The 25879-nt window shown below is 68.8% G+C and carries 25 protein-coding genes; 15 read left to right on the top strand and 10 right to left on the bottom strand.

Features of this window, described 5'->3' with window-relative positions; translation table 11 throughout:
* Complete coding sequence (locus E4V01_RS06265) at nucleotides 1–204, bottom strand: CsbD family protein (RefSeq protein WP_003600046.1); 204 nt, start codon at nucleotides 202–204, stop codon at nucleotides 1–3.
* A gap of 303 nt (nucleotides 205–507) precedes the next feature.
* Here E4V01_RS06265 and oxlT point away from each other — a divergent pair, with 303 nt between their 5' ends.
* From oxlT to E4V01_RS06285, 4 genes are all read left to right on the top strand, one after another.
* Nucleotides 508–1818, top strand: a complete 1311-nt coding sequence (gene oxlT, locus E4V01_RS06270; protein ID WP_135297747.1) for an oxalate/formate MFS antiporter — start codon at nucleotides 508–510, stop codon at nucleotides 1816–1818.
* Between the two features lie 11 nt (nucleotides 1819–1829).
* Nucleotides 1830–2594 carry a fumarylacetoacetate hydrolase family protein gene (locus E4V01_RS06275; RefSeq protein WP_060772235.1) on the top strand — a complete coding sequence of 255 codons (765 nt, stop codon included), beginning with the start codon at nucleotides 1830–1832 and terminating at the stop codon, nucleotides 2592–2594.
* 104 nt (nucleotides 2595–2698) lie between these two features.
* Nucleotides 2699–3706, top strand: a complete 1008-nt coding sequence (locus E4V01_RS06280; RefSeq protein ID WP_135297748.1) for a 2-dehydropantoate 2-reductase — start codon at nucleotides 2699–2701, stop codon at nucleotides 3704–3706.
* Nucleotides 3707–3708: 2 nt separating this feature from the next.
* Nucleotides 3709–5289, top strand: a complete 1581-nt coding sequence (locus E4V01_RS06285) for an acyl--CoA ligase (protein ID WP_135297749.1) — start codon at nucleotides 3709–3711, stop codon at nucleotides 5287–5289.
* Between the two features lie 136 nt (nucleotides 5290–5425).
* Here E4V01_RS06285 and E4V01_RS06290 read toward each other — a convergent pair whose 3' ends face one another.
* From E4V01_RS06290 to E4V01_RS06305, 4 genes are all read right to left on the bottom strand, one after another.
* Nucleotides 5426–5707, bottom strand: coding sequence for a hypothetical protein (locus tag E4V01_RS06290; RefSeq protein WP_003600059.1), 282 nt, complete (start codon nucleotides 5705–5707; stop codon nucleotides 5426–5428).
* A complete protein-coding gene (locus E4V01_RS06295) occupies nucleotides 5708–5935 on the bottom strand; it encodes a hypothetical protein (RefSeq protein ID WP_245517438.1) in 228 nt (75 codons plus the stop codon).
* A gap of 142 nt (nucleotides 5936–6077) precedes the next feature.
* Complete coding sequence (locus tag E4V01_RS06300) at nucleotides 6078–6443, bottom strand: hypothetical protein (protein ID WP_060769698.1); 366 nt, start codon at nucleotides 6441–6443, stop codon at nucleotides 6078–6080.
* Nucleotides 6444–6574: 131 nt separating this feature from the next.
* The gene (locus E4V01_RS06305; protein ID WP_135297750.1) at nucleotides 6575–7777 is read right to left on the bottom strand and encodes an MFS transporter; all 1203 of its coding nucleotides are present in this window, start codon (nucleotides 7775–7777) and stop codon (nucleotides 6575–6577) included.
* Nucleotides 7778–7894: 117 nt separating this feature from the next.
* Between E4V01_RS06305 and E4V01_RS06310 the strand changes: the two genes are divergently transcribed.
* A complete protein-coding gene (locus E4V01_RS06310) occupies nucleotides 7895–8797 on the top strand; it encodes a LysR substrate-binding domain-containing protein (RefSeq protein WP_135297751.1) in 903 nt (300 codons plus the stop codon).
* Here E4V01_RS06310 and E4V01_RS06315 read toward each other — a convergent pair.
* Nucleotides 8781–9170, bottom strand: coding sequence for a tautomerase family protein (locus E4V01_RS06315; protein ID WP_009864586.1), 390 nt, complete (start codon nucleotides 9168–9170; stop codon nucleotides 8781–8783). The genes E4V01_RS06310 and E4V01_RS06315 overlap by 17 nt on opposite strands.
* Before the next feature lie 260 nt (nucleotides 9171–9430).
* Here E4V01_RS06315 and E4V01_RS06320 point away from each other — a divergent pair, with 260 nt between their 5' ends.
* On the top strand, nucleotides 9431–10321 hold the full coding sequence (locus tag E4V01_RS06320; RefSeq protein WP_060769701.1) for a CoA ester lyase: 891 nt from the start codon (nucleotides 9431–9433) through the stop codon (nucleotides 10319–10321).
* 69 nt (nucleotides 10322–10390) lie between these two features.
* Here the strand turns inward: E4V01_RS06320 and E4V01_RS06325 are convergent, their stop codons facing one another.
* On the bottom strand, nucleotides 10391–10816 hold the full coding sequence (locus E4V01_RS06325) for a twin-arginine translocation signal domain-containing protein (protein WP_256371243.1): 426 nt from the start codon (nucleotides 10814–10816) through the stop codon (nucleotides 10391–10393).
* 198 nt (nucleotides 10817–11014) lie between these two features.
* Nucleotides 11015–11689, bottom strand: a complete 675-nt coding sequence (locus E4V01_RS06330) for an HAD family hydrolase (protein WP_060769703.1) — start codon at nucleotides 11687–11689, stop codon at nucleotides 11015–11017.
* 126 nt (nucleotides 11690–11815) lie between these two features.
* Between E4V01_RS06330 and E4V01_RS06335 the strand changes: the two genes are divergently transcribed.
* Nucleotides 11816–13228 (top strand): Wadjet anti-phage system protein JetA family protein, encoded by a 1413-nt coding sequence (locus tag E4V01_RS06335; RefSeq protein ID WP_135297753.1) that lies wholly within the window; start codon nucleotides 11816–11818, stop codon nucleotides 13226–13228.
* A 12-nt stretch (nucleotides 13229–13240) separates the two neighbouring features.
* Nucleotides 13241–13876, top strand: coding sequence for a DUF4194 domain-containing protein (locus E4V01_RS06340; RefSeq protein ID WP_135297754.1), 636 nt, complete (start codon nucleotides 13241–13243; stop codon nucleotides 13874–13876).
* On the opposite strand, the gene E4V01_RS06345 is transcribed toward E4V01_RS06340, so the two are convergent.
* Nucleotides 13831–14793: a LysR family transcriptional regulator gene (locus E4V01_RS06345; protein ID WP_060769706.1), complete on the bottom strand. Its 963-nt coding sequence runs from the start codon at nucleotides 14791–14793 to the stop codon at nucleotides 13831–13833. The genes E4V01_RS06340 and E4V01_RS06345 overlap by 46 nt on opposite strands.
* Before the next feature lie 135 nt (nucleotides 14794–14928).
* Between E4V01_RS06345 and E4V01_RS06350 the strand changes: the two genes are divergently transcribed.
* Both E4V01_RS06350 and E4V01_RS06355 read left to right on the top strand, forming a co-directional pair.
* The gene (locus E4V01_RS06350) at nucleotides 14929–15858 is read left to right on the top strand and encodes a ring-cleaving dioxygenase (RefSeq protein ID WP_135297755.1); all 930 of its coding nucleotides are present in this window, start codon (nucleotides 14929–14931) and stop codon (nucleotides 15856–15858) included.
* A gap of 76 nt (nucleotides 15859–15934) precedes the next feature.
* Nucleotides 15935–16564 carry an alpha/beta hydrolase gene (locus E4V01_RS06355; RefSeq protein ID WP_135297756.1) on the top strand — a complete coding sequence of 210 codons (630 nt, stop codon included), beginning with the start codon at nucleotides 15935–15937 and terminating at the stop codon, nucleotides 16562–16564.
* Between the two features lie 81 nt (nucleotides 16565–16645).
* Here E4V01_RS06355 and E4V01_RS06360 read toward each other — a convergent pair whose 3' ends face one another.
* Entirely contained in the window at nucleotides 16646–17611 is a 966-nt protein-coding gene (locus tag E4V01_RS06360) for a helix-turn-helix domain-containing GNAT family N-acetyltransferase (RefSeq protein WP_135297757.1), read from the bottom strand.
* 479 nt (nucleotides 17612–18090) lie between these two features.
* Between E4V01_RS06360 and E4V01_RS06365 the strand changes: the two genes are divergently transcribed.
* The 5 genes from E4V01_RS06365 (at nucleotide 18091) to fusA (ending at nucleotide 25820) form a co-directional block, all read left to right on the top strand.
* The gene (locus E4V01_RS06365) at nucleotides 18091–18318 is read left to right on the top strand and encodes a hypothetical protein (protein ID WP_135297758.1); all 228 of its coding nucleotides are present in this window, start codon (nucleotides 18091–18093) and stop codon (nucleotides 18316–18318) included.
* Between the two features lie 546 nt (nucleotides 18319–18864).
* On the top strand, nucleotides 18865–22344 hold the full coding sequence (locus tag E4V01_RS06370) for an SbcC/MukB-like Walker B domain-containing protein (protein WP_135297759.1): 3480 nt from the start codon (nucleotides 18865–18867) through the stop codon (nucleotides 22342–22344).
* Nucleotides 22345–22732: 388 nt separating this feature from the next.
* Nucleotides 22733–23104: a 30S ribosomal protein S12 gene (rpsL, locus tag E4V01_RS06375; protein ID WP_004447775.1), complete on the top strand. Its 372-nt coding sequence runs from the start codon at nucleotides 22733–22735 to the stop codon at nucleotides 23102–23104.
* Between the two features lie 106 nt (nucleotides 23105–23210).
* Complete coding sequence (gene rpsG / locus E4V01_RS06380) at nucleotides 23211–23681, top strand: 30S ribosomal protein S7 (RefSeq protein WP_004447768.1); 471 nt, start codon at nucleotides 23211–23213, stop codon at nucleotides 23679–23681.
* Nucleotides 23682–23744: 63 nt separating this feature from the next.
* Nucleotides 23745–25820 (top strand): elongation factor G, encoded by a 2076-nt coding sequence (gene fusA / locus E4V01_RS06385; protein WP_060769710.1) that lies wholly within the window; start codon nucleotides 23745–23747, stop codon nucleotides 25818–25820.
* Nucleotides 25821–25879: the final 59 nt, after the last annotated feature.

A 25879-nucleotide genomic window follows, 5' to 3' on the forward strand; every position in this document is an offset into this window, starting at 1 on the left:
TTAGAGCTTGCTCTTCACCGCATCGGCGGCGTTCTTCACGCCCTCCTTGGCCTCGCCGACGGTGCGCTGGGTCTTGCCCTCGAGCTCCTGCGCCTTGCCTTCGGCCTGCAGCTTGTCGTTGCCGGTCACATTGCCGACGCCCTGCTTGACGTTGCCGGCGACTTCGTTGGCAGCGCCCTTGATCTTGTCGGTCGTGCTGCTCATCGCGTTTCTCCGTTCATGGGTCTTACGCCGCGTCGCGACGCTCTCGGCACACTGAACGGCAGCTTCGATCGCTTGGTTCCACTCCTATGATGCGGCGTGCATCGGCGCACACACGCTGGCCGTGGCATTCATGGCGGCCAACGCGGTGGCAGCGTTCAAAAAATATCTGCGCGGCGGCCAAATATTTTCCTGTCAGCGCTTGGGTCACGAGCGGTTACGTATGCGGTATCCAAAATTCCAATATGGCTAAGCCGGGCACCCGTTCCGGTCCGCCAAGAAGACGTGAGTTCGAGGGACCGCTCCATGGCCGTTCAAGCCGCCGATCCATTACCCGGCGCTAGCGCTTATTCCGCCTCGCGCGCCGATTCGCCTCTGGGCGGGCGCTGGGGACAGCTCATCCTCGGCGTGCTGTGCATGTCGATGATCGCCAACCTGCAGTACGGCTGGACGCTGTTCGTCAATCCGATCAACGACAAGTACCAGTGGGGCAAGCCGGCGATCCAGGTCGCCTTCACGATCTTCGTCCTCACCGAGACCTGGCTCGTGCCGATCGAGGGCTGGTTCGTCGACAAGTACGGCCCGAAGGTCGTCACCCTGTTCGGCGGCGTGCTCTGCGCCATCGGCTGGGCGATGAACTCGGTCGCCGACTCGCTGTTGTTCCTGTATCTGGCCGCCGCCATCAGCGGCATCGGTGCGGGCGCGGTCTACGGCACCTGCGTCGGCAACGCCCTCAAGTGGTTTCCCGACCGCCGCGGTCTGGCCGCCGGCCTCACCGCCGCGGGCTTCGGCGCGGGCTCGGCCCTCACCGTCATCCCGATCGCCGCGATGATCCGCGACAGTGGCTACGAGCAGACCTTCCTCGCCTTCGGCCTCGGCCAGGGCATCGTCGTGATGGTCGCCGCTCTGCTGCTCTCCTCGCCGAGCGCCGCCTACAAGGAGCGGATGCTGGCCGGCCGCGTGTCCCCCAACGCGACGAGCCGCCGCCAGTACTCGTCGGCCGAGATGGTCCGCACCCCGGTCTTCTGGCTGATGTACGCGATGTTCGTGATGATGGCCGCCGGCGGCCTGATGGCGACGGCCTCGCTCGCGCCCATCGCCAGGGACTTCCAGGTCGATTCGATCCCGGTCTCGCTCATGGGCCTGACCCTGCCGGCGCTGACCTTCGCGCTCACCATCGACCGGGTGCTCAACGGCGTGACCCGGCCGGTCTTCGGCTGGATCTCCGACCGGATCGGGCGTGAGAACACCATGTTCGCCGCCTTCATGATCGAGGGTGCCGGCATCCTGGCGCTCGGCATGTTCGCCCACTCGCCGATGGCGTTCGTGCTGCTCACCGGCCTGGTGTTCTTCGCCTGGGGTGAGATCTACTCGCTGTTCCCCTCGACCTGCGCCGACACCTACGGCGACAAGAACGCCACCGCCAATGCCGGCCTGCTCTACACCGCCAAGGGCACGGCCTCGCTGATGCTGCCGGCCTTCCTGGCGATCCAGACCGCGACCGGCTCCTGGCAGAACGTGTTCTACCTCGCCTCCGGCATGGCCTTCGTCGCCGGCTTCCTCGCGCTCTTCGTCCTGAAGCCGATGCGCGCCCGCTTCGTGGCCCGCAACCAGTGACGGAGGCGACCGTGACGCGCTGGATCGGCTTCGTCCACGACGGCGAGCCCGGCTTCGGCCGGCTCGACGGAGAGCGGATCGCGGTCTGCGAGGGGGACCTGTTGGGCGAGAACAGATCCACGGGGCAGGTGCTGGCGCTCGCGGATGTGAGCGTCGGCCTGCCCTGCCGGCCCTCGAAGATGATCGCCCTGTGGAACAATTTCGGGGCGCTCATGGAGAAGCAGGGGCTCTCGCGGCCCGAGGCGCCCCTGTTCCTGATCAAGCCCGCCAACACCTACCGGCCCTCCGGCGCAACCGTGGCGGTGCCGGAGGCAGCGGGCCGGGCGCTCTACGAGGGCGAACTGGGCATCGTCATCGGCAAGCGGGCCCGTGATCTCACCGAGGAGGAGGCCGCTGGCCACGTCTTCGGCTTCACCTGCGTGAACGACGTCACCGCTTCGGCGATCCTCAAGGCGGATGCGAGCTTCACGCAATGGACCCGCGCCAAGGGCCTCGACGGTTTCGGGCCGTTCGGTCCGGTCATCGCCACCGGGCTCGACCCTGCGGCGCTGACCGTGCGGACCCTGGTGAACGGTCGCGAACGTCAGAACTTCCCGATCGGCGACATGCTGATCCCGGTCCCCCGGCTCGTGGCGCAGCTCTCGCAGGGCATGACGCTGGAGCCGGGTGACGTGATCGCCTGCGGTACCTCGGTCGGGTCGGGGCCGATCCCCAAAGGCGCAACGGTCGAAGTGGTGATCGAGGGCGTTGGAACGCTCTCGAACCGGTTCGATTAAAGTCACGCTCAAGCAAAAGTGGTCTCCGCGGCCGGACGGAACCGGCCTCGAACGGCGTTTCAGAACAAAGCCGGCGGAGCGGAAACGGCAGCACGGGTGAGAATATGAGCATCGCGATCGTCGGCGCCGGCGCCATCGGCGGATATCTCGGAGTCAGGCTGGCGGAGGCCGGCGAGGACGTGACCTTCATCGCCCGCTCCAACGCGGCGGCGATCCAGGCGGACGGCATGCGCCTGATCGAGGAGGACGGCACCGAGATCCACTCCAAATCCGTCAAGGCGACCCGCTCCATGCAGGAGGCGGGCGTGCACGAGGTCGTGCTGCTGACCGTGAAGGCGCATCAGGTCGGCCCGATCGCCGCGGACCTGCATCACCTGATCGGCCCCGACACCGTCGTGGTGACGATGCAGAACGGGATTCCGTGGTGGTATTTCTTGGGTGGCTACAGTGGAGACCATGCCGGCACGCGGCTGGAAAGCGCCGATCCCGGCGGGCTGATCGCCGACCATCTCGACCCCAGGCACGTCATCGGCTCGGTGGTCTATCCGGCGACCGTGCTCACCGATCCCGGTACCGTGAAGGTGATCGAGGGCAACCGCTTCGGTCTCGGTGAACTCGACGGCTCGAAATCGGAGCGGGTGCTCGCCCTGTCGCAGCGCCTCGCCAAGGCCGGTTTCCGCGCGCCCGTCACCAGCGATATCCGCGCCGAGATCTGGCTCAAGCTGTGGGGCAATCTCAGCTTCAACCCGATCTCCGCGCTGACGCACGCGACGCTGGAAGACATCTGCCGCTTCCCCGACACGCGGGCCATCGCGGCCGAGATGATGCGCGAGGCCGAGGTCATCGCCAATCGGCTCGGCGTCACCTTCCGCCTCGGCATCGACAAGCGCATTGCGGGGGCCGAGAAGGTCGGCCCGCACAAGACCTCGATGCTGCAGGACGTCGAGGCCGGCCGGCCGATCGAACTCGAAGCCCTCGTCGGCTCGGTGATCGAACTCGGCCGCCTCACCGGCACCCCGACCCCGCATATCGACACCGTCTTCGCCCTGATGCGGCTCCTGGCCCAGAGCCTGGAGCGTGCCAACGGCCGCCTCGCGATCCAGGGAGCATGACGATGCTTCTGCCCGAACCTTCCGCCCTTCTCCCCACCGATTCCAAGGAGGCCAGCGTGCCCGCGACGACTCTTCACGAGCTGATCCAGGCCGGCGCCGATGCGGCCCCCGCCCTGTCGAGCCCCGGCGGCGTGCCGCTGACGTTCCAGGCCCTGCGGGCGCTGACCGAGCGCACGGTCGCCGACCTCAACGCCCGCGGCATCGGCCGCGGCGACCGCGTCGCGATCGTGCTGCCGAACGGACCCGAAATGGCCGCCGCCTTCATCGCGGTGGCCGCCGGCACCACTTCCGCGCCGCTCAACCCGAGCTACAAGGCCGACGAGTTCGAGTTCTACATGAGCGACCTCGGGGCCAAGCTCCTGCTGGTCGCGGAGGGCTCCGAGTCGCCGGCCGTCGCCATCGCGGAGAAGCTCGGCGTGTCGGTGGCCCGCCTGCGGCCGACCCCGGAGGAGGGCGCCGGCAGCTTCACGCTGCATTTTGCCGGCGAGAGCGCCGGTCCGGCGGCGAAGAGCGGCCCCGCCGGGTCGGACGACATCGCGCTGGTGCTGCACACCTCCGGCACCACCTCGCGGCCGAAGATCGTGCCGCTGACGCAGGCCAATGTCTGCGCCTCGGCGCGCAACATCCGCACCGCGCTGGCCTTCGTGCCCGAGGATCGCGGCCTCAACATCATGCCGCTGTTCCACATCCACGGCCTGATCGCCGGCATCCTCGCCCCGCTCTCGGTCGGCGGCCAAGTGTCCTGCACGCCGGGCTTCAACGCGCTGAAGTTCTTCGGCTGGATGGATGAGGTGCGCCCCACTTGGTACACCGGCGTGCCGACCATGCATCAGGCGATCCTGGGCCGGGCCGCGCGCAACCGGGAGATCATCGCGAAGAACCCGCTGCGGTTCATCCGCTCCTCCTCCTCGTCCCTGCCGCCGCAGGTGATGAAGGAGCTGGAGGAGACCTTCGGCGCGCCCGTCATCGAGGCCTATGGCATGACCGAGGCCGCGCACCAGATGGCCTCGAACCCGCTGCCGCCCAAGCCCCACTATGCGGGCTCGGTCGGCCTCGCGGCGGGCCCGGAAATCGCGGTGGTCGATATGGACGGCGAGCCGCTGCCCGCGGGCGAGACCGGCGAGATCGTCATCCGCGGCGACAACGTGATGAAGGGCTACGAGAACAACGACAAGGCCAATGCCGAGGCCTTCACCAAGCAGGGCTGGTTCCGCACCGGCGACCAGGGCGTGCTGTCGCCCGAGGGCTACCTCTCGATCACCGGGCGCCTCAAGGAGATCATCAACCGCGGCGGCGAGAAGATCAGCCCTCGCGAGGTCGACGAGATCCTGATGGACCACCCGGCGGTGTCGCAATGCGTCACCTTCGCGGTACCGCACGACAAGCTCGGCGAGGATGTGGCCGCCGCGATCGTTCTGCGCGAGGGCGTCGAGGCGGTGGAGAAGGATATCCGCAGCTTCGCCTCGGAGCGTCTGGCCGCCTTCAAGGTGCCGGCCAAGATCCTGATCCTCGACGAGATCCCAAAGGGCGCCACCGGCAAGCTCCAGCGCATCGGGCTGGCGCAGAAGCTCGGGCTCGTCTGAGGCTTCCGCCTGATCCGGGGGCCGCCCGCGGTTGCCCGGATCGCTTTGCCGACCGAAGCATGGGTCGGAATCAAATGAGAAAGGGCCGGCGGATGAACCGCCGGCCCTTTCTGCGTTCTCGCCGAGTGCGAAAAACTCAGTTCCGGGCGGCCATCATGTCGTGGGACAGGACGGTGAGCTTGCCGATCAGGCTCGCCACGTCGCCGTGGGCGCAGGACCACTGCGTGCCGATGGCGCTGCCGTCGTTCGAGACCGAGACCACGGCGACCGAGCGCAGCTTGCCCTCGCGGGCGAGCTTGAGCTGATCCTGAAGCACCTCGATGATCGAGGCGACGTTCTCGTCGGCCACCGCCTCGGCGGCGGCAGCGGGGAAGGGGACTACGGCGGCGTCGTTGAGGGCGCGATCGAACTTGGACATTCAGGCAACTCGACGATGCTTGAGGGAGGTGCGGCCGAGAGGTCCGGCCTGGAGACGATCCACGAGGAAGGCGAGGCGATCGGGCAGGGCGCCGTCCTTATCGACGGACAGGCGCTTGCCGATGGCGGAGGCGACACCTTTGGTCACCCGGCTGACGACGGGCCGCTCAAGGCAGGATACCGTCTGCAGTCGGTCCGTTCGGTTCGGGTCGGCGCTCGGATCAGCCATCGCTTCCTCGCTCTCGGACGATTGCATGAGCTGATCCTGCGCGCCGCATCGCGTCATGAAAATGGCACCGGACCGGCCACGCTTGCGCATTTCCCTGGCTGTGACGTGAAAGCGACACTTGCCGGGGCCGGTCCGGACACGCTCAACGCGGATCCTGCCAGCCGGAACGGACCGGTGCGGCGGCGCTCGCGCCACCGGTGGTCATCGCCCGCGGCGCCTCGGAGCGGGCGACCGCCGGCTCGGCCATCGCCGCGCGGCGGGGCGCACGGACCGACCGGCGCAGAGCGGCGCGGCGCTTGCGGGTGGAGCGGGGACGCGCGCTGCTGTTCGAGCCGATGAAGCCACCGGCCACCGCCCCCACCACGGCGCCGACCGGCCCGGCCACGAGCGCACCGGCCACGGCGCCGGCTCCGACACTCATCGCCGTCCGGTTCTCGGCCTGCGCGGGTGCGGACATTCCTGCGAGCAGCAAAAGGCCGGCACAGGCGCCGAGGCAGGTTCTTCGCATCCGGTTCGTCCCCTCGAAAAGCACTTCGAGGACGCCCTTGACGTTCGATCTTGACGAAAGGTTGACCTGATTTTGTTTCGTGACTTGGCCGTATAGACGAAGACAACGGCTGAATTCGCGTTTGTTCTTGCTCAAGCCTGGCCGCTGGCCGCGAGCGACCGGCGCAATCGAAGGACCAGCGGAACGATGGCGAGCGCCGTGGCGGCGGCGGCCAGGAGGCCGACGGCCGGGCCGGCCCTGTCGCCCAGCGCCCCGTAAGCGATCGGCGCGAGGCCGCCCGATCCGATCACCGCGGTGTAGAACAGCGCGAACGCCCGGCCGACATCCCCCCGCGGCGCGAGATCCGGCACCGTCCCGTAGAGCACCGAGGAGGTGCCGTTGAGGACGAGGCCGAGGAGCGGCAGCAGGGCCAGGGTCGGCCCGAGCGGCAGGACGAGGAGCGCGGCGATCCCCAGGGCGGTGGCCGTCTCTGTCGCGACGACGCAGGGCACGATGCCGAGCCGCTCGCCGAGCCAGCCGCACACCGCCTTGCCGAAGGCGCCGCCGGAAAACACGAGGGCGAGGGCGAGCCCGGTGGTCGTGCCCGTGCCGCCCTTCGCCTCCAGCAGGAAGGGCAGGAACAGCAGGGTCCCCATCCGCGTGGCGGTATCGAGAGCGCCGACCGTCATCAGGAGCGCGAAGCCCCGGCCCTTCCCACCGCTCCCGCCGGCGCGCGGGGGGGCGGCGGCCAGCGATCCCCGCGGCAGGACGAGGACGAGCGCCAAAGCCGCGGCGAGGCCGACCGCCGCCATCAGCCCGGCGACCGGCCGCCACGCCATCACCCCGAGCAGCAGCGCGACGGCGACCGGAAACACCGCCTTCCCGAGATCGCCGGCGAAATTGTAGATCCCGAGCGGCCCGCGCGCGGCGCCGCCATAGGCCTGCGCGACGAGGAGCGAGGCGCGGGGATGCTGGAGGCTCGCACCGATCCCGGCAAGCACCAGACCGGCGCAGAGCCCGAACAGGCTGCCGCTCAGCGCCATGACGCCGAAGCCCGCCGCGGCGACGAGGGTCGAGACGGTAAGGCTCACGCGGATCGGCCAGCGCGCCGCCAGCCGGTCGGCGGGGATCTGCAACCCGCCCATGGTCGCGTAGTAGAGGCTGCGCAGGACGGCGAGCCCGGCATAGCCGAGGCCGAACTCCGTCTGCCAGACCGGCAGCAGCACGTAGAGCAGGTCGGTGTAGCCGTCGTGCAGGGCGTGGGCGAGGCAGGCCCCGCCGAGGCTGCGCCGCTTGAGGTCGGGGCTCGCGCGATCCGCTCGCTGGAATCCATCGAGTCGAAGGGCCTGGCTCACACGAAAATCTCCGGCTGCGATTGCGCGGCGATCCTAGACTTGTGAGTTTTGCGCGATGAGAGCCGATCGCCTCACGGGTTCCGTGCGGTTTGCTCACGGATTGCGAGGGCGAGGGACATGCGCCGGTTACCGCCGCTGCACGCGTTGCAGGTGTTCGAAGTCGCCGCCAGGGCCGGCAGCTACGCGCAGGCCGGGCTCGAACTCGGGCTAACCCACGGCGCGGTGAGCCGGCAGGTCGCCGCCCTGGAGACATGGCTCGGCCAAAGGCTTTTCGTGCGGGTCGGGCGACGGATGGTGGCGACCCCGGCGGCACGCGTCTTCGCCGAGGAGATCAGCCTATCCTTCGATCGGCTCACGGCGGCGGCCGAAGCGTGCGGACGGCCGCAGGCGCCGCGCGTTCTGCGGGTCAGCGCGCCCGCGACCTTCGCGATGCGCTGGCTGATCCCGCGCCTGGACGAATTCCATGCGGTTCGCCCCGGCACGGAGGTCAGGGTCACCACCACGACGACCTTGCAGGATGCGCTGCGCGGCGGGTTCGACCTCGCGATCCGGCGCGGCCCCGAGCCCTGGCCACAGCACCGCGCCGTGCCATTCCTGACGGAGACCGACACGCTGGTGGCAAGCCCCGCTTTGCTGCGGGACAAACCGCTCGCGACGTTGCGCGACCTCGACGCTCACATCCTCCTCGGCACCGAGACCCGGCCGGGGGATTGGAGCGACTGGCTGACGGCCGCCGAGGTGACGCTTCCCGGCGGCGTGCGCCGCCGGGTCTTCGACCACTTCTTCGTGACACTTCAGGCGCTCGAGGACGGTGCAGGCCTCGGCATCGGGCCGTTTCCCGTGCTCGATCGGATGGTCGCTGCGGGCCGGCTCGTCGCGCCTTTTCCGGAAATCCGGGTCGGGCGCGCCGCCTACTTTGCTCTGACGCCGTTCGATGCCGACAAGTCGCCCGCGCTCACCGCCTTCGTCGACTGGCTCGTGGCGGAGGGCGAGCGGCCGGGGCTCACAATTCCCCGGTGAGGAACTGTGCCCGGCCGTGCCCGAACGACCAATCCTCGTCGGTGTTCTCCACCGTCGAGACCATCACGTCGGCGGGGGCGATGCCACAGGCAGCCTGCAACTTCTCGGTCAGCAGCCGGTAGAACAGCTCCTTCTTCTCACGTCCGCGCGGCCGGGTGATCATCTGCACCACGACCACATCCCGCGTGCGGGGGATGTCGAGGCCAGTATCCTCCACGATCATCCGCGAGGGCTTGTGCTCGGTCACGATCTGGTAGCGGTCGCCCGGCGGCACCTGAAAGGCTTCGAGCATCGCCTCGTGCGCGGCGTCGAGAAGCGCCTTCAGTTCCGCGTCGCTGCGGCCCTCAATCAGGTCGAAACGCATCAAGGGCATGGGATTCTCCAGAATGAAGCGTCGTCCCCGACGGGGAAACGAGGCCGAAATACGGATCGGGCGCGTCGCCCAAGATCCGAGATCCGGACGGCGGCGCCGCAAGGCGAGGTTGCGCCCTCTGGCGGTTGCCGGGCGCTCGCGGTTAAATAGCTTCGCTTCCGGCCGCTTCCAACCGATCGGGATTGTTCGTATTATGCATTCAAACGAGGGTGGGGAGCGGCGCGCCGGGCCCCTCACCGGCCCCTGGGAGGAGACGAGACATGTCCGATTTGCGGTTGCGCCGCAGTGTTCTCTACATGCCGGGATCGAACCAGCGGGCGCTGGATAAGGCGAAGACGCTGCCCGCCGACTCGCTGATTCTGGATCTCGAGGACGCCGTCTCCATGGAGGAGAAGGAAATGGCCCGCGATCAGGTCTGCGCCGCGGTGAAGGGCGGCGGTTACGGCCATCGCGAACTCGTGATCCGGGTGAACGCGCCACAGACGCCCTGGGGCGACGGCGACCTGCGCGCGGCGATCCAGGCCAAGCCCGACGCGATCCTGATGCCGAAGGTGTCCTCGCCCGCGGTGCTGGAAAGCGTGGCCGACGCGCTGGAGGCGCTCGACGCCCCCGATTCCATCGCCGTCTGGGCGATGATCGAAACCCCGGCGGCGATCCTCAACATCCACGAGATCGCCAAGGCGCGTCGCGACCGCCGCAACCGGCTGACCGGTTTCGTGCTCGGCACCAACGATCTGGCCAAGGACACCTGGGCGCAACTGGTGCGTGGGCGCGTGCCGATGCTGCCCTGGATGATGCTGACCCTGGCCGCGGCCCGCGCCGAGGGGCTGATCGTCCTCGACGGCGTGTGGAACGACATCGCCGATCCGGAGGGCTGTCGCGAGGAGTGCCGGCAGGCGCGCGATCTCGGCTTCGACGGCAAGACGCTGATCCACCCGAACCAGCTTGAGCCCGCCAACACCTCCTTCGCTCCGACGGAGGAGGAGGTGCGCCGTGCCCGCCTCGTGATCGAGGCTTTCAACCTGCCGGAGAACGCCAAGCGCGCGGCGATCAAGGTCGAGGGCCGCATGTACGAGCGCCAGCATATCGGCGTCGCCCGCCGCGCCGTGGTTTGGTCCGAGACCATCGCCGCCCGCGACGCCGCTGCCTGAAACGCGAAACGGCCGCGCCCGGATGGGGCGCGGCCGTTTCGTTGTCAGAGGCTGTCAGGCCTGAAAGACTTACCAGCCGTAGCCGTAATCGTAGGCCGGGCCGCCCCAGGAATAGCCACCGTAGGCACGACGCGGCGCGTAGTAGCCGCCATCGTAATAGCCGACGTTGCGGTAGCCGTAGGCGGGGCGGGCATAGCCATACCCGTAACCGGCGACCGGGCGGGCATAGCCGTAGCCACCGCCGTAACCGTAGCCACCGCCGTAACCGTAGCCATCACCATAGCCGCCGTAACCGTAGGCATTCGAAGCGGCCGCACCGACGAGCGCGCCGGCCGCGAGGCCACCGATGACGCCGGCCGCGATCGCGCCGCCGCCGCCACGGCCGCGCCAGCGGGCCTCGGCATCGGTCGAGGACAGGGCGCCCACGCCGAGGACGGCCACGGCAGACAGAATCGCAAGCTTCTTCATGAAGTCTCTCCGAGAACGGTGGATCATCGATCCATTGGCACCCCAACGGGTACGGCCTGGATTCGGTTCACTCCCGATGTGCCGAAGCTCACGCTACGTCCTGTCGCATGAACGAAGCGGCAAGGGGCCGTTCATCCAATCGTCAGGATCGAACTACGAACCCGTGAACGGGGTCGGGCACGGCGGATCTTCGGCCTAACCTTGGCCATAGCGTGCGCTCAGCGCTCAGCGTCGGCCGCCGACTTCGTCGAGATGTTCCAGAAGCATCGCCGGGTCGTCGTAGACCCTGACGGCGCCGGAGCGTTCCAACTCTTCCGTGCCGTATCCACCCGACAGCAGGCCGACCCCGAGGCCGCGACAGCGGCGGGCCGCCAGCATGTCCCAGATCGAATCGCCGACGATCACCGCGTGCTCGATCGGCGCGTTCAGCCGCTCGGCGGCGGCGAGGAACAGGTCCGGATCGGGCTTGGCGTATTTCACGAGGTCCCGCGTCACCACCGGCACCTGTCCGGGATCGACACCGAGCGCGACGAGGTTGTGGCCCGCGGTCTCCATTCGGCCGCTGGTGGCGATGGCCCAGGGGATGCGGTTCTCGGTCAGCGTCGCGAGCAGTTCCCGGGCGCCCGGGAGCGGCACCACGCCCTTCGAGAGCCGGCCATAGGCCTCCGCGTGCAGCCGCCGCAGCCGGTCGATCCGTTCCGGGTCGATGGCGAGCCCGGTCTCGCGCAGGAGCTGGTTGGTGAACAGCCCCCCGCTCATCCCGATCTTGCGGTGAATGCGCCAGACCGAGAGCGGAATCCCCTCCGCATCGAGCGCCTCCTTCCAGGCGAGCACGTGCTGGTAGACGCTGTCGACCAGCGTGCCGTCGAGATCGAACAGGAAGACGGTTTCGATGCGCATGGAGCGACTCCATCGGTGGCGGTCACCGAGACAACGGTCGCATGCCCCGGTCGATGCATGGGGGATGGAGCTGCGCGAGCATTGACCGGCGGCGTCCGAGCGGGTTGTGGTCGCGCCCATCCCGTCATGCTGTTCACCCATCTCGCCGACGACCTCTTTCGACCGCTCGCCTCGCCGAGCCGCGCCTTCAACGCGGCCCTGCTGCTGCACCTGCACGCCCGCGTGTTCGGCGACGCCGCCGAGCCCTTGCGCAAGAGTGAGCTTCTGGCGGCCATCGGCGACTTTTCCGCCGGCTGGAGCCAGGCCGAGATCGCCGACGACGAGGCGACACCCGTCGATCCGATCGAGCGGCGCTCGGCGGTGTTCCGGAGGCTGATCGAGGCCGGCTGGCTGGTGGAGCGGCGCGAGCGCTACGTGCCGGTGGTCGATTTCGACCCCGATGCGCGGCTGCTGATCGAGGAACTGGCCCGGATCGAGCGCGGCGAGACCCGCTCCTACGGCGGCGCGGTGCTGGAGGTGCTGAGCGCGCTGGAGAGCGCCATCGCCAGCCCCGCCGACCGCTCCGAGGCCCTGCGCAACGCGGCCAAGGCCTCGCGTACCTTCCTCGGCCACCTGCGCGGCTTGGCCGGCGCCATGCGCAAGCTCGAAGAGCGCATCCTGCGCGAGCCCGATCTCAGCGCGGCCTTCCGGCTCTATTTCGAGGAGTTCGTCGAACGCCACCTCGTCTCCGACTACCGGACCCTGCACACCCGCTTCAATCCGTTCCGCTTCCGCTCCGGCATCGTGCGCGAGGCGGGGCGCGCCTTGCGCGATCCGCTGACGCTCCGGGCGCTGGCCGACGGCAATCTGCGCGAGGGCCGCGCCGCCGACATCACCGCGGCCGAGCGGATGGTGCGTACCGACCTCGTCGAAATCCTCTCGATCTTCGAAGGTCTCGACCCGCATCTCGACGCGGTGGCCGACGTGGTGGCGCGGCTTGAGCGGCGCATCTCGGCCGCGCTCCGCTACCGCGATCCGCGCGATTCCGCCCGGATCGAGCGGGCGGCGGCGGCGCTCCGCGCGGTCGGCGCAAGCGAGGACGACCTCGCCGGCCTGCCCTTGCCGCAGATCTCGCTCTTGCGCCCGCCGATCGGCCCGCCGCAGCTCACGAATCCGCGCATGCCGCGCCGGATCATCGAGTACGAGCCCCTGCCGGAGATCGACATCGATCCGGCGATCGAGGCCTTCATCGCCGCCAAGGACGAATTCCGCCGCCGCATCACCGTGACGCCGGAGCGCATCGTCGCCTATCTCGACGCCCGGCTCGCTCAGGCGAAGGCCCTGCGCGGCTCGGACATCCAGGTCGATGACGTCGATGCCTTCGTCGTCTTTCAGCGCCTGCGCGAGATCGACGTTCTGTTCGACGGCGTGCTGCGCAGCCGCTACCGCGTCGCCCGGATCGAGGGCCGCGTCTCCAACGGCTGGCTCGACTGCCCGGACTTCATGATCGAGCGCATACCGCCCCCCGCCGCCCGGCGCGGAGCCAGCAAAGCAGGCTGAACGGACAATCCGATGCTCGAACCCTTCCGCGCCATCCTCGACGGCGAGGAGACGCCCCCGCCCGGCAGCGCCGCGCCGAGCGAGGAGGAACTGACCCGCGCGCTTCAGGTGATGCTGAAGAGCCAGTGCATCTACGCCGCGACCACCGGCATCGGCCGCTCCTACGAACTCGCGCGGCACTACGCGCCGTTCTTCCGCGACTACTTCGCCTGCCTCGGCTACCGCTTCGAGGTCGCCCACCGCGATCAGATGGTGTTCCTCGTCCTGCCGCCGGACGGCGTGCGCCACGACGCGCAAGGGGAACGCCTGCGCAAGGACGAGACGCTGGTGCTGCTGGCGCTCCGGCTCGCCTACGAGGAGGGTCTGCGCGACCACCGCGTCTCCACCGACGGCACGGTGGAATGCACCACCGACGACATCGCCGACGCAATCCGCTCCGCCGCCCGCGCCGAGCCGCCGGACGAGGCGCGCCTGATCGAGATCCTGCGCCTGTTCGCCCGCAAGGGCGCCCTGCGGCTGGGCGAGCGTGACCGGGCCGAGCGGGTCACGCCTTTGATGGTGATGCCGGGCATCACCGTGCTCTCGCCGGATGCCTGGATGGATCAGGTTCGCGCCTGGGCCTCCGCCGGGGAGGGAAGGGGGGCCTGACTCTCGGCCTGGGCCCAGGGCGCGGTGGAGAAGGCCCGTTCCAGGAAGGCGATCAGTGCCGAGACCCGGGCCGGGCGCGGCAGGCCCGGCGGCATCACGAGGTTGAGGGCGATCGGCGGCGGCTGCCAGTCCGGCATCACCCGCTCCAGGCGGCCCGACTTCAGATCCTCCCAGATCGTGAAATCCGGCTGCACCGCGAGGCCGAGCCCGGCGCGCAGGGCCGGCGCCAGGGCGTCGGCGTTGTTGGCCCGTAGCGGGCCTTCGGGCACGATCGTCACGGTTTCGCCGGCACTGTTGGTGAAGGGCCAGCGGTCCGGGGTCGGCAGGTAGGCGTAGCCGAGGCAGGCGCGGGCCTTCAGATCCTCGGGATGTTGCGGCGGTCCATAGCGTTCGAGATAGGCCGGCGTCGCCACGAGCGAGCGGCGCACCCCGCAGAGCCGCCGCACCCGGAGCGAGGAATCGGGCAGCGCGGCGATGCGCAGACCGAGATCGAACCCGCCGCCGACAAGATCGACCAGCGCGTCGGACAGGTGCAGATCGACCGAGACCTCGCGGTGCGAGGCCAGGAATTCCGGCAGCACCGGCGCGAGATGAGCAACCCCGAAGGACATCGGGGCCGCGAGCCGCACCCGCCCCCGCGGCACGCCGTTGGCGTCGAGCGCGCGGGCTTCCGCCGCCTCGCCCGCGGCCAGCAACCCCGCCGCGTCCTCGCGTGCGAGACGGCCGGCTTCCGTGAGCGCGAGGCGGCGGGAAGTGCGGTGGAACAGCCGCGCGCCGAGCCGGCCCTCCAGCCGCGCCACCGCTTTGGAAACCGTCGCCTTCGACAGCCCGAGTTCGTCGGCCGCACGGGCGAAGGAGAGGGCGTCGGCCACCACCGCGAACACGGCCCAGGCCTCGAAATCGGGAAGTTTCGCCATTGCTCAAATCCGGAAACGATGCGTTTCAATCGTTTCCATTTTCAGGCGAGCAGGCAAGGGCCAGATTGCGCTCACACCGATCGCAGCCCGGACATGGATCCCCGCCGCGATCCTCTCGAACAGGAGACCCGCACCATGAGCGCGCACGGCATCCACCACGTCACGGCGTTTGCGAGCGATACGGCCCGCACCATCGACTTCTACACCCGCGTGCTCGGCCTGCGGCTGGTGAAGAAGACCGTCAACTTCGACGATCCGGGCACCTATCACCTCTATTTCGGCGACGAGGCGGGCGCTCCCGGCACGATCCTCACCTTCTTCCCGATCGCCCAGGCGGCCCCCGGCCGCGTCGGCATCGGGCAGGTATCGGAGACCGCCTTCCGCGTGCCGCGCGCTTCCATCGGTGCCTGGACGCACCGCTTCGTATCGCTGAACGTCTCGCATGAGGCGCCGGTGACGGTCTTCGGCGAGACGGTGCTGCGGTTCCGCGATCCCGATGGGATGCCGCTGGCGCTCGTCGGCGTCGAGGGGGCGGAGGCCGAGCCGGCCTGGACCTTCGAGGACATCGCGCCGGAGACCGCGATCCGCGGCTTCCACGGCGTCACCCTGCTCCTGCGCGGGGCGGAGGCGACCGCCGCGATCCTCACCGACGTGCTCGGCTTTGCGGAAGCCGCCCGCGAGGGCAGCCAGATCCGGCTGACGAGCGGGGCGGGCCTCGGCGGGTTCGTGACGCTTCGGGCGGTCGGCGACTTCCTGCCCGGCCGGCAGGGGGCGGGCTCGATCCACCACATCGCCTTCCGTGCCGCCGACGACGCGGCGCAGGCGGCGATGACGGAGCGGCTGAGCGATCGGCACGGCCTGTCCGTGACCGAGCAGCGCGATCGGCAGTACTTCCGCTCGGTCTACTTCCGGGAGCCCGGCGGCGTGCTGTTCGAGATCGCCACCGACGCGCCGGGCTTTGCGATCGACGAGCCGGTGGCGGAACTCGGGACCGCGCTGAAGCTGCCGCCCTTCCTCGAGCCGCATCGCGGGCGGATCGAGGCGGTGCTGCCGAAGGTCGCCTGAACCGACCGCACGCCTTCGCGACCGCCCGGATCCGATCCGGGCGGTCGCACTTTCCTCAGACGGAACGGAGACAGCCATGACGAACGGCGTCACCTTCGACTTCATCCACCGCTTCGAGCCCGGCGCAGACGAGCCCGCGCCGCCGCTCCTGCTGCTGCACGGCACGGGCGGCGACGAAAACGACCTGCTTTCCCTCGGCCGCGCGCTCTCGCCCGGCTCCGCGCTGCTCTCGCCCCGCGGGCCGGTTCTGGAGAACGGCATGCCGCGCTTCTTCCGCCGTCTCGCGGAGGGCGTGTTCGACGAGGCGGATGTCCGCCGCCGGGCCGGAGACCTCGCCGCCTTCGTCGCGCAGGCGCGGGCGGCCTACGGGCTCGCCGCGCCGGTGGCGGTCGGATTCTCGAACGGGGCCAACATCGCCGCAGCGACCCTGCTCCTGCACCCGCAGGTGCTGGCGGGGGCGGTTCTGCTGCGGGCGATGGTGCCGCTCGCCGAGAGCCCGCCGGCCGACCTCGCCGGCCGCCCGGTGCTGCTGCTCTCGGGCGCTCTCGACCCGATCGTGCCCGCCGAGAATGCCGAACGGCTCGCCGCGCGTCTTCAGCAAGCGGGCGCGGCGGTGACCCACACGGTCAATCCGGCCGGTCACGGCCTGTCCCAGGCCGATCTGGCCGCCTCCGGGACGTGGCTCGCCAAGAATTTTGGCGGCTAATCTTCCCGCGACAGGGCCTGTCCGGAGCGGGGATCGGGGACTCGGCGTGACATAACCGATGTGGCGGGGGCATCGCCCCCGTCACGTGGCCTGACTCGGTGCTTGCCCCGTCACACCCAGGTGCAGCCTCCAGGTTTCACCCTCGACCGGCATGCCGAAGCCGGTATGAGTCGCGGTCTCGACGCAGGTGAAGCCGTGGCGGGCATAGATGCGCCGGGCGCTTTCCAGAACCGTATGGGTCCACAGCGTGAGGCGGGAATAGCCCGTGTCGCGGGCGAAGCCGATGCAGGTCTCGACGAGCGTCTCGCCGATGCCGCGGCGGCGGGCGAAAGGCTCGACATAGAGGAGGCGCAGCCGGGCGGTGCCGTCACCTTCATCGGTGAGGAAAACGGACCCCGCCAGGAGGCCGTCGATCTCCGCGATCCAGCACTGCTCGCGCCCCGGCTTGAAATTCCGCAGGAAGTCGGTGGTGATCTCGCCCTCGGTGATTTCCAGGCCGCGGCCCCAACCGTGGCTCCGGGCGTAGAGCATCGATTGCCGGGCCGCGATCAGGCCCATATCGCCCGTGCGGAACGGGCGGACCGCGAAGCCCGGAACCGATTCAGGTCGCAGCAGCAGGCGCACGCGCGCCATCGCCTGCGCCAGATCCGCCCTCTGGACGGAATCGAGCTCGCCGACGAGGCTGGCCACGGCCGCGCGCTGCCGTCCGTCCAGGTCCTCGAACGCGCTGCGCCCGGCTTCGGTCAGTCGGATCGGCCGGGCACGCGCATCCGCGCCGCGGGCACGGGTGATCCAGCCCCGCTGTTCGAAGCGGGATAGGATCCGGCTGACATAGCCCGCATCCATGCCGAGCGTTGCCTGCACCGCGGACGCGGTGAGCGGCTTCTCCGCCCGGTCGTGCGTCGCGATCTCGAACAGCAGGCGGGCGTCCGGAAGCGTGACGTCGCAGCCGAGAAACTGATCGTCGAGCGCGCCGACGAGTCCGGTGTAGAACCGGTTGAAGCGGCGGACCGTGGCGATGACGTCGTCGGCGCTGACATCCTTCATGACCACAACGTCGACGAGAAAGTTGACGGAGTCAACCAAATAGACGGTCAGTCTGAGGCGAGCGGTATCGCCGTCGGCGAAAGCGGGGGCGCCCAGAGGTCCCTCGGGACCCCTTCCTTCCCAAATCCGTCTGATCCATCCGGAATGGCGGATTTGGGCTTCGCTCAGGCGCCGCCCAGGCTGAATGGCACGGGTGCTGCCTGGATCGTCCGGGAGCCGTACCGTTTCGGCGACGGCCGGATACGCGGATCTGCGGATCGATACGCAGCGGCACCAACACGATGCCTTCCCGGCCGGACGCCCGACCTTAGGGTGACCGGTTCGTTAACGATGCCGTTCGATAAACGGGAACCTGCAAAATCCGCCTAGTTTTAAGCCAAGTAACCCTTTGCGCGCATGCGTTCGCGGCGGTAACCTAAGGAAAGATTTCGTCAAAACGGCTCTCAGGTGCCGATCCGGCAGGATAGGGTCATGATCCCGTGCTAGCGATCCCGCTTCTCGTTATTGTCGGACTATTGATCGGACTGTTTTATCACTGGGGGATGCTTGCCGTTGCGAGCTTCTTTATCATCGTCGCGCGGATCATTTATCACTTCCACAACGGGCAGCTGGTATTGGCCGACCTGTTGATGATCGCCGCCTCCCTCTGCGCGCTGCAGGGCGGTTATGTTTTGGGAGGCTATATCGCTTGCAGGAAAGACCTCTGATCGGCGTCAGACCCAGATGATACTGCCTGCAACCCACGATGCCGTTCCCCATAGAACAATCGAGGCGACAATAAACAGAACACCGTAAGTCAGGCGTGTACGGTCGGCGGGCATTTCAGTGATCGAAGTGCTGGGCGGTCGGGGGCGCATCTTGTCGTATGGCATGGATCGTATTGGGTTTGCGTCAAAATCGGCGGTTCTCGCATGTGTCAAAATACGCAGGGGGCGTGGAATGGCAGTAATCGAACCGGCTTCATAAACCTGCCGTTGCAGAAGATCTGCGCCAGTTGTTCCGCGAGTGGTGCCCGGACGCTTCGCCGAATGGCCCTGGTCTCGGATCGATACGGCCCCGTCAAATCACGGGTCGGTGATTGCTGTATCGATGCCGGCGGCCGCCCGGATCCGTCGTGGTCCGGCGCTGAAGCACCCTCAGATTGTGACGATCGAGCACCGCTCGTCGCCTGCCGCGATCCCGCCCTTGCGTGCGGGAGGCGTAGCGTCCATTGCGCTGTCTCTCGTTCAACCTCGGGATAAGCGGCCGGGCCGGTGTACCGCCTCACCGACATTGCGATCTCGAATTGGTACCTCATCCGGCGCGAGCAGATCCGGATTCGGGGCGCGGCCGCGCTCGTCGGTCCCACGGGCGCGGGCAAGTCGACGATCTTCGACGCGGTCGGCACGGTGCTGGCCGGCAACAATGCGAGCCGGCTCGCGCTCAACGCCTCCGCCTCGGGCCGCAGCGCACGGACGGTGCGCGACTACTGCCTCGGCTGGATCAGCGACCCGGCCGAGGGCGGGCGCCCGACGCGCGAGGCCTGCGAAACCCTCATCGCGCTCGTGTTCGAGAATCCCGCGAGCGGCCGCATCGTCACGGTCGGGCTGGCGCTCGCCGCCCGTTCCGAGGAGCCGAAGGAGGAAACGCTTTCGCGCTTCATCGCCGTCGGCCACCGTTTCGAGATCGCCGATTACGTGCGCGAGACGAGCGAGGGCAGCTTCGTCGCGCCCTGGGCCGAGATCGCCGCGGATCTGCGCCGCCGGGCCGACACGTTCGAGGAGTTCCGCACCTCCGGCGAGCGCTTCACCGCTGCCGTGCTGGCGACCCTGCGCGAGGGGGCGGCCGTGCCCGATCCGCGCCAGTTCCTGCGCACCTTCTCCAACGCGGTGGCGTTCAAGCCGATCTTCGACACCAGCGCCTTCGTGCGCAGCTTCGTGCTGGAGGCCGAGCCGCTCGATGTCGCCCGCATCCGTCAGTCGATCGAGACGTGGCGGCGCCTGCTGGAGACCATCGAGGAGTTGGAGAAGCGCCTCGCCCACCTCTCGCGCATCTGTGCGCGCTACGAGGGTTGGGCGCGGGCGAGCCTCACCGCCGCCCTCGACGAGATGCGCGCCGCCGGCGCCGATCTGCGCCGCCGCATCCTCGACCATGCGGAGGCCCGCCGCCTGCTCGCCGAGACATCGGAGCGCCTGCGCATCGCCCGCGAGAGCGTGGCGACGAGCCAGGGCTTCGTGCGCGAGATCGACAGCGAGATCGCCGCCCGCAAGGCGCTGATCGTCGGCAGCGTCGCGGAGGCGCGGCTCGCGGCCTCTCATGCCGGTCTCGCCATGGTCGCCCGCGACCGGCGCGACCTGACCAACCGCCTCGCCGGGATCGTCGGCCTCGTGCAGGATGCCGGCCGCCTCAGTGCCCTTGCCGGCCCCCTGCGCCGGATCGATCTTCAGGCAGCGCGCATCGTCGAGGCCTGCGCCCGCTCGGGGCTCCGCCGCGAAGCGCCGCCGGAGGACATTTTACGGGTCGACGGGCCGTTGAAGGGGCTGCTGGACGGCCTCGCGCAGATGCCGGACGTGTCTGGCACCCTGGAAGAGGAAGCGGAAGACCTCGCGCTCAAGGCCCGCGAGCGCGAGAACGAGGTCCGCGGCCTCGATGTGCAAGTGAATGCCGGCCGTTCGTCGGCCGCACGCCTGTCCTCGGACACGGAGGCGTTCCGCGAGGAGCTGGGCCGGCTCGGCATCGAGGCGGCGCCGATCTGCGAACTCGCCGAGATCGTCGATCCGAAATGGGGCCCGGCACTCGAAGGCCTGCTCGGCCGCGCCCGCGAGGCGCTGGTGGTCGAGCCCGACCGGCTGGACCGCGCCTTCGCCCTGCTCGAGTCCCGAAAAAACCAGTTCTTCCGCTGCCTTTTGGTAAAGACCACCGACACGGCGCGGCGCTCCGCGCGGCGCTTCGATGACGGGCCGATGGGCCTGATCGAGTCCGATAGCGACCACGCCGAGGCCTTCCTCGCGGCGCGGCTCGGCGGCTACGACCTCGCGCCCGACGATGCGGCGCTCCGGAACATGAGCCGCGCGGTGGCGCCGAGCGGGCGCTCCACCTCGGGCATGGCCTACTCGGTGGTGCGCCCCGTGCCGCTGATGATGACCCGCGGCCAGCGCGGGCCCACCGCCGAGACCCGCCGCCGCCTCGACGAGGCGCGCGAGGAGGCGCGGACCCTGCGGGCCGAGGCCACGGTGATGCGCGAGGCCGCCCGCATCGCCGCGCTGCTGCGGAGCCGGCTGGCGGAAGCGCCGATCGATATCGAGGCCCTGCGCGCCGAGGCCGACGCCATCGAGGGCCGCCGCCGCAGCCTCTCCACCGAGCAGGATACCGTCGCCCGCGCCGATGCCGGCGTGATCGAGGCGGAACTGAAGGAGCTTCAGAAGGAGCGCTCCGCCTATCTGACCGAACTCGTGCAGGTGCTGGAGCCCAAGCGCGACGCCGCGCTTGCGGAAGAGGCGGGGCTGAAGGCTCGTGTCGCGCAAGGGCACGAGGCGGCGCGCGCCGCCTTCCTGGCCTACCGCACCGCGCTCAAGCGCTGGACCTCCGGCGACACCGTCCGCATCCGCCTCACCGGCACCGTTCCCGCCGACGTGCCGGGCACGGCGGCCGGAATCGCCGCGGCGCGGGCCGACCGCGCCGCGCTCGACACCAAGGCGCTGGCGGCGCTGGCCTCGCAGGCCCGCGCCTCCGCCCGCGAGGCGGGCGACAGCGTGCGCAACCAGGGCCGTGCCGCCGAGCGGGATCTTGCCGAGTACTGCGCCGCGTGGCGCGTCGAGAACCCGCTCGGTTCGGGCGAGCAGCCGGCCTCGTTCGGCTATGCCTGGGCGACCCGAGAGCGCGACGAGGTGGCGGGCCACGAACTGCGCCGCTACCGCGACCAGTCGCTCCGGGCGGAAGCCGAGATGCGCCGCCTGATGACCGAGGATCTGCTGACCCGGCTCGCCGACAAGTTCGAGCGGATGCGAGCCCGGCTCGATGCCCTCAACGAGCGGCTGGCGTCGCAGACCTTCACCGGCCAGACCTACGCCTTCGAGGCGGAGGTGGACCGCCGCTACGCCGCCGTCCACGCGCTCGCCACCGAAGTCGCGCGCTCGCCCGACGCGGCGCAGGCGGTGCTGCCGAGCTCCGACAATGGCGCTGAGGGCGGACCAGATAACAGCCCGCTCGCGGCCGCACTCGCCGAGATCACGGCGCTGATCGAGGGCGAGGAGAACGCGGCGCGGCTGGCCGATTACCGCAACTACTTCGTCTACGAGATCGGCATGCGCGACCGGGCGGGCAACCGCACCACCCTGTCGAGCCGGGCTTTGCGCGGGTCGGGCGGCGAGGCGCAGGCGCCGTTCTACGTCGCGATCGCCGCCTCTATGGCCTCCGCCTACTATCCCGGCGACCGCCCCGGCGACGAGACGCCGGGCCTAGGCCTCTGTCTTCTCGATGAAGCCTTCTCGAAACTCGACGTCCGCAACAGTCAGTCGCTGGTCGATCTCTTCCGCGCCTGGGGCCTGCAACTCCTCATCGCAGCGCCCGAGGACAAGCGCACGACGCTGACGGAAGTGATGGATACGGTCGTCACTGTGTACAAGAGCCCGGATCTGGGCTCGGTCCGAATCGAGGCCGAACATCCGTTGGAAACCGCCAAGCGGGCGCTGGCCGAAATCAACCCGGATCGGCGCGGAATCGACGCGTTCCGCCTGCCCAGCGCCGCCGAATAACAGCCGAGCCGCCGATCACCGTCCGGACGGCAGATCGGACGCCCGTTCATCGAACTTTATCCTCTCCGGGCATTGACGGGCCCGGCCACCCCGCGTAGAAGCGCGCCACTCCGGTGGATCGAGAGTCGCTTTCGGGTCGAGGCCAGGGGCTTCGGCGACCGTCGTCAGACCGATACCGGCATCACACCCTGACGTATTCGTCAGATCAGCGGGTAAGAACGCGTCGTTCACGGCGTGATCCTCTGCCTCACCATCGTCAAAGGCCTTGATCGGCCTCTGGCGCTATTCGTTTTGCCGCGGGTTCGCCCGGGGCCCGGCCGCTCCGCAAGGGGCTTCGACAGGTTTCAGACGGTGGCCGCCCTGCGCGGCCGGATGAAGAGGGCACAGGATGCCGACGATCAACCAACTGATCGCCCAGCCGCGCAAGGCGCAGAAGGCGCGCAACAAGGTGCCGGCGCTCAACGCCTGCCCGCAGAAGCGCGGCGTCTGCACGCGCGTCTACACCACGACCCCGAAGAAGCCGAACTCGGCGCTTCGTAAGGTCGCCAAGGTGCGCCTGACCAACGGCTTCGAGGTGATCGGTTACATCCCCGGTGAGGGGCACAACCTTCAGGAGCACTCCGTGGTCATGATCCGCGGCGGCCGCGTGAAGGACCTTCCGGGTGTGCGCTACCACATCCTGCGCGGCGTGCTCGACACGCAGGGCGTCAAGAACCGCAAGCAGCGCCGTTCGAAGTACGGTGCAAAGCGTCCGAAGTAAGAATCTCCGGACGGCCATTTCCACGGCCTCGCAAGGATGTCGCCGGCGTTTACGCTCAAGGCGGCCTGCGCGAGGCGCTTAAGTCGATTAATCTGAGAGCAAACAGATGTCCCGTCGTCACTCTGCCGAGAAGCGCGAGATCATCCCGGACGCCAAGTACGGCGACGTCGTTCTGACCAAGTTCATGAATTCCATCATGTACGAGGGCAAGAAGTCGACCGCCGAGCGGATCGTCTACGGCGCGTTCGACATCGTCGAGAACCGCGCCCGCGCCAACCCGATCGAGGTGTTCCGCGCCGCGCTCGACAACGTCGCCCCGGCGATCGAGGTCCGCTCCCGCCGCGTCGGCGGCGCGACCTACCAGGTTCCGGTCGAAGTCCGCACCGAGCGCCGTCAGGCTCTCGCGATCCGCTGGCTGATCCAGGCCGCCCGCGGCCGCAACGACCGGACCATGATCGAGCGTCTCTCCGCCGAGCTGCTCGACGCCGCCAACAACCGCGGCAACGCGGTCAAGAAGCGTGAAGACACCCACCGGATGGCCGAGGCCAACCGCGCCTTCTCGCACTACCGCTGGTAATTCGCCTGTCGAGCGCGGCCACCGGGCCGCGCTCCAAGCCCGCTTTCTCCCGGAGAGACCCCGATGCCCCGCACGCATGCGATCGAGGACTACCGTAACTTCGGCATCATGGCTCACATCGATGCCGGCAAGACCACGACGACCGAGCGGATCCTCTACTACACCGGCAAGTCCCATAAGATCGGCGAAGTCCACGAGGGCGCCGCGACGATGGACTGGATGGAGCAGGAGCAGGAGCGTGGCATCACGATCACCTCGGCTGCGACCACCTGCTTCTGGCGCGACAAGCGCCTGAACATCATCGACACCCCCGGCCACGTCGACTTTACCATCGAGGTGGAGCGCTCGCTCCGCGTGCTCGACGGCGCCGTCTGCGTGCTCGACGGCAACCAGGGCGTCGAGCCCCAGACCGAGACCGTGTGGCGTCAGGCCGACAAGTACGACGTGCCGCGCGTCGTGTTCGTCAACAAGATGGACAAGATCGGCGCCGACTTCTTCAAGTGCGTCGCCGACATCATCGGCCGCGTCGCCGGAAAGCCGGTCTGCCTGCAGCTGCCGATCGGTGCCGAGTCCAGCTTCAAGGGCGTGATCGACCTCATCAAGATGAAGGCGATCGTTTGGTCGGGTGAGGCGCTCGGCGCCAACTTCACCGAGGAAGAGATTCCGGCCGATCTCGCCGATCAGGCGGTCGAGTACCGCACCAAGATGATCGAGGCCTGCGTCGAGCTCGACGACGACGCGATGACCGCCTACCTCGACGGCGTGGAGCCGGACGAGGAGACCCTGCGCAAGCTCGTGCGCAAGGCGGTGCAGCTTCGTGCCTTCCATCCGGTGCTGTGCGGCTCGGCCTTCAAGAACAAGGGCGTCCAGCCGCTCCTCGATGCGGTCGTCGATTACCTGCCGTCTCCCGCCGACCGCGGCGAGATCAAGGGCCTTGACTTCAAGACCGAGGAAGAGGTGGTCCGCCACCCGACCGACAGCGATCCCTTCTCCATGCTCGCCTTCAAGATCATGGACGATCCCCACGTCGGTACGATCACCTTCTGCCGGGTCTATTCCGGCAAGGTCGAGTCGGGCGCCAACGTGATCAACTCCTCGCGCGACAAGAAGGAGCGCGTCGGCCGCATGCTCCTGATGCACGCCAACAACCGTGAGGACGTCAAGGAAGCCTTCGCCGGCGACATCGTCGCCCTGGCCGGTCTCAAGGACACCCGCACCGGCGACACGCTGTGCGATCCGAAGGACGCGGTCATCCTCGAGAAGATGGAGTTCCCCGAGCCCGTCATCGAGATCGCCGTCGAGCCGAAGTCGAAGGCCGATCAGGAGAAGCTCGGTATCGCGCTCTCGAAGCTCGCCGCCGAGGATCCGTCCTTCCGGGTCTCGACCGACCAGGAATCCGGCCAGACCATCCTTCGCGGGATGGGCGAGCTCCACCTCGACATCAAGGTCGATATCCTGCGCCGTACCTATAAGGTCGACGCGAATATCGGTCAGCCGCAGGTGGCGTACCGCGAGAAGCTGACCCGCCGTCAGGAGATCGACTACACCCACAAGAAGCAGACCGGTGGCACCGGTCAGTTCGCCCGGGTGAAGTTCGTGGTCGAGCCGAACGAGCCGGGCGCCGGCTTCGCGTTCGAGTCGAAGATCGTCGGCGGTGCGGTGCCCAAGGAGTACATCCCCGGCGTCGAGAAGGGCCTCAACTCGGTCCTCGGCGCGGGCGTGCTCGCCGGCTTCCCCGTGGTCGACGTCAAGGTCGAGCTGATCGACGGCGCCTACCACGACGTCGACTCCTCGGCGCTCGCCTTCGAGATCGCCTCCCGCGCCGCCTTCCGCGAGGCGCTGCAGAAGGGCGGATCGGTTCTGCTCGAGCCGGTGATGAAGGTCGAAGTGGTTTCGCCGGAAGAGTATACCGGCTCGGTCATCGGCGACCTCAACTCCCGCCGCGGCCAGATCCAGGGCCAGGACATGCGCGGCAACGCCAACGTCATCAACGCGATGGTGCCGCTGGCCAACATGTTCGGCTACGTGAACCAGTTGCGCTCCTTCTCCCAGGGACGCGCCAACTTCACGATGCAGTTCGACCATTACGAGGAAGTGCCGCGCGGCGAGGCCGACAAGGTCATTGCCAAGTACGCCTGACGCGAACGCGTCAAACTTCCCCGAACAACGACACTGACGATTAGGAGGCCCTGATGGGT

Source organism: Methylorubrum sp. Q1, from assembly GCF_004683995.1.
Taxonomy (GTDB): Bacteria; Pseudomonadota; Alphaproteobacteria; order Rhizobiales; family Beijerinckiaceae; genus Methylobacterium.

What these genes read in the sequence shown, in the direction of transcription:
- E4V01_RS06265 (WP_003600046.1), bottom strand. Translation starts at nt 204, where the DNA reads ATGAGCAGCACGACCGACAAGATCAAGGGCGCTGCCAACGAAGTCGCC.
- oxlT (WP_135297747.1), top strand. Translation starts at nt 508, where the DNA reads ATGGCCGTTCAAGCCGCCGATCCATTACCCGGCGCTAGCGCTTATTCC.
- E4V01_RS06280 (WP_135297748.1), top strand. Translation starts at nt 2,699, where the DNA reads ATGAGCATCGCGATCGTCGGCGCCGGCGCCATCGGCGGATATCTCGGA.
- E4V01_RS06285 (WP_135297749.1), top strand. Translation starts at nt 3,709, where the DNA reads ATGCTTCTGCCCGAACCTTCCGCCCTTCTCCCCACCGATTCCAAGGAG.
- E4V01_RS06290 (WP_003600059.1), bottom strand. Translation starts at nt 5,707, where the DNA reads ATGTCCAAGTTCGATCGCGCCCTCAACGACGCCGCCGTAGTCCCCTTC.
- E4V01_RS06295 (WP_245517438.1), bottom strand. Translation starts at nt 5,935, where the DNA reads ATGGCTGATCCGAGCGCCGACCCGAACCGAACGGACCGACTGCAGACG.
- E4V01_RS06300 (WP_060769698.1), bottom strand. Translation starts at nt 6,443, where the DNA reads ATGCGAAGAACCTGCCTCGGCGCCTGTGCCGGCCTTTTGCTGCTCGCA.
- E4V01_RS06310 (WP_135297751.1), top strand. Translation starts at nt 7,895, where the DNA reads ATGCGCCGGTTACCGCCGCTGCACGCGTTGCAGGTGTTCGAAGTCGCC.
- E4V01_RS06315 (WP_009864586.1), bottom strand. Translation starts at nt 9,170, where the DNA reads ATGCCCTTGATGCGTTTCGACCTGATTGAGGGCCGCAGCGACGCGGAA.
- E4V01_RS06320 (WP_060769701.1), top strand. Translation starts at nt 9,431, where the DNA reads ATGTCCGATTTGCGGTTGCGCCGCAGTGTTCTCTACATGCCGGGATCG.
- E4V01_RS06325 (WP_256371243.1), bottom strand. Translation starts at nt 10,816, where the DNA reads ATGATCCACCGTTCTCGGAGAGACTTCATGAAGAAGCTTGCGATTCTG.
- E4V01_RS06330 (WP_060769703.1), bottom strand. Translation starts at nt 11,689, where the DNA reads ATGCGCATCGAAACCGTCTTCCTGTTCGATCTCGACGGCACGCTGGTC.
- E4V01_RS06335 (WP_135297753.1), top strand. Translation starts at nt 11,816, where the DNA reads ATGCTGTTCACCCATCTCGCCGACGACCTCTTTCGACCGCTCGCCTCG.
- E4V01_RS06340 (WP_135297754.1), top strand. Translation starts at nt 13,241, where the DNA reads ATGCTCGAACCCTTCCGCGCCATCCTCGACGGCGAGGAGACGCCCCCG.
- E4V01_RS06345 (WP_060769706.1), bottom strand. Translation starts at nt 14,793, where the DNA reads ATGGCGAAACTTCCCGATTTCGAGGCCTGGGCCGTGTTCGCGGTGGTG.
- E4V01_RS06350 (WP_135297755.1), top strand. Translation starts at nt 14,929, where the DNA reads ATGAGCGCGCACGGCATCCACCACGTCACGGCGTTTGCGAGCGATACG.
- E4V01_RS06355 (WP_135297756.1), top strand. Translation starts at nt 15,935, where the DNA reads ATGACGAACGGCGTCACCTTCGACTTCATCCACCGCTTCGAGCCCGGC.
- E4V01_RS06360 (WP_135297757.1), bottom strand. Translation starts at nt 17,611, where the DNA reads ATGAAGGATGTCAGCGCCGACGACGTCATCGCCACGGTCCGCCGCTTC.
- rpsL (WP_004447775.1), top strand. Translation starts at nt 22,733, where the DNA reads ATGCCGACGATCAACCAACTGATCGCCCAGCCGCGCAAGGCGCAGAAG.
- rpsG (WP_004447768.1), top strand. Translation starts at nt 23,211, where the DNA reads ATGTCCCGTCGTCACTCTGCCGAGAAGCGCGAGATCATCCCGGACGCC.
- fusA (WP_060769710.1), top strand. Translation starts at nt 23,745, where the DNA reads ATGCCCCGCACGCATGCGATCGAGGACTACCGTAACTTCGGCATCATG.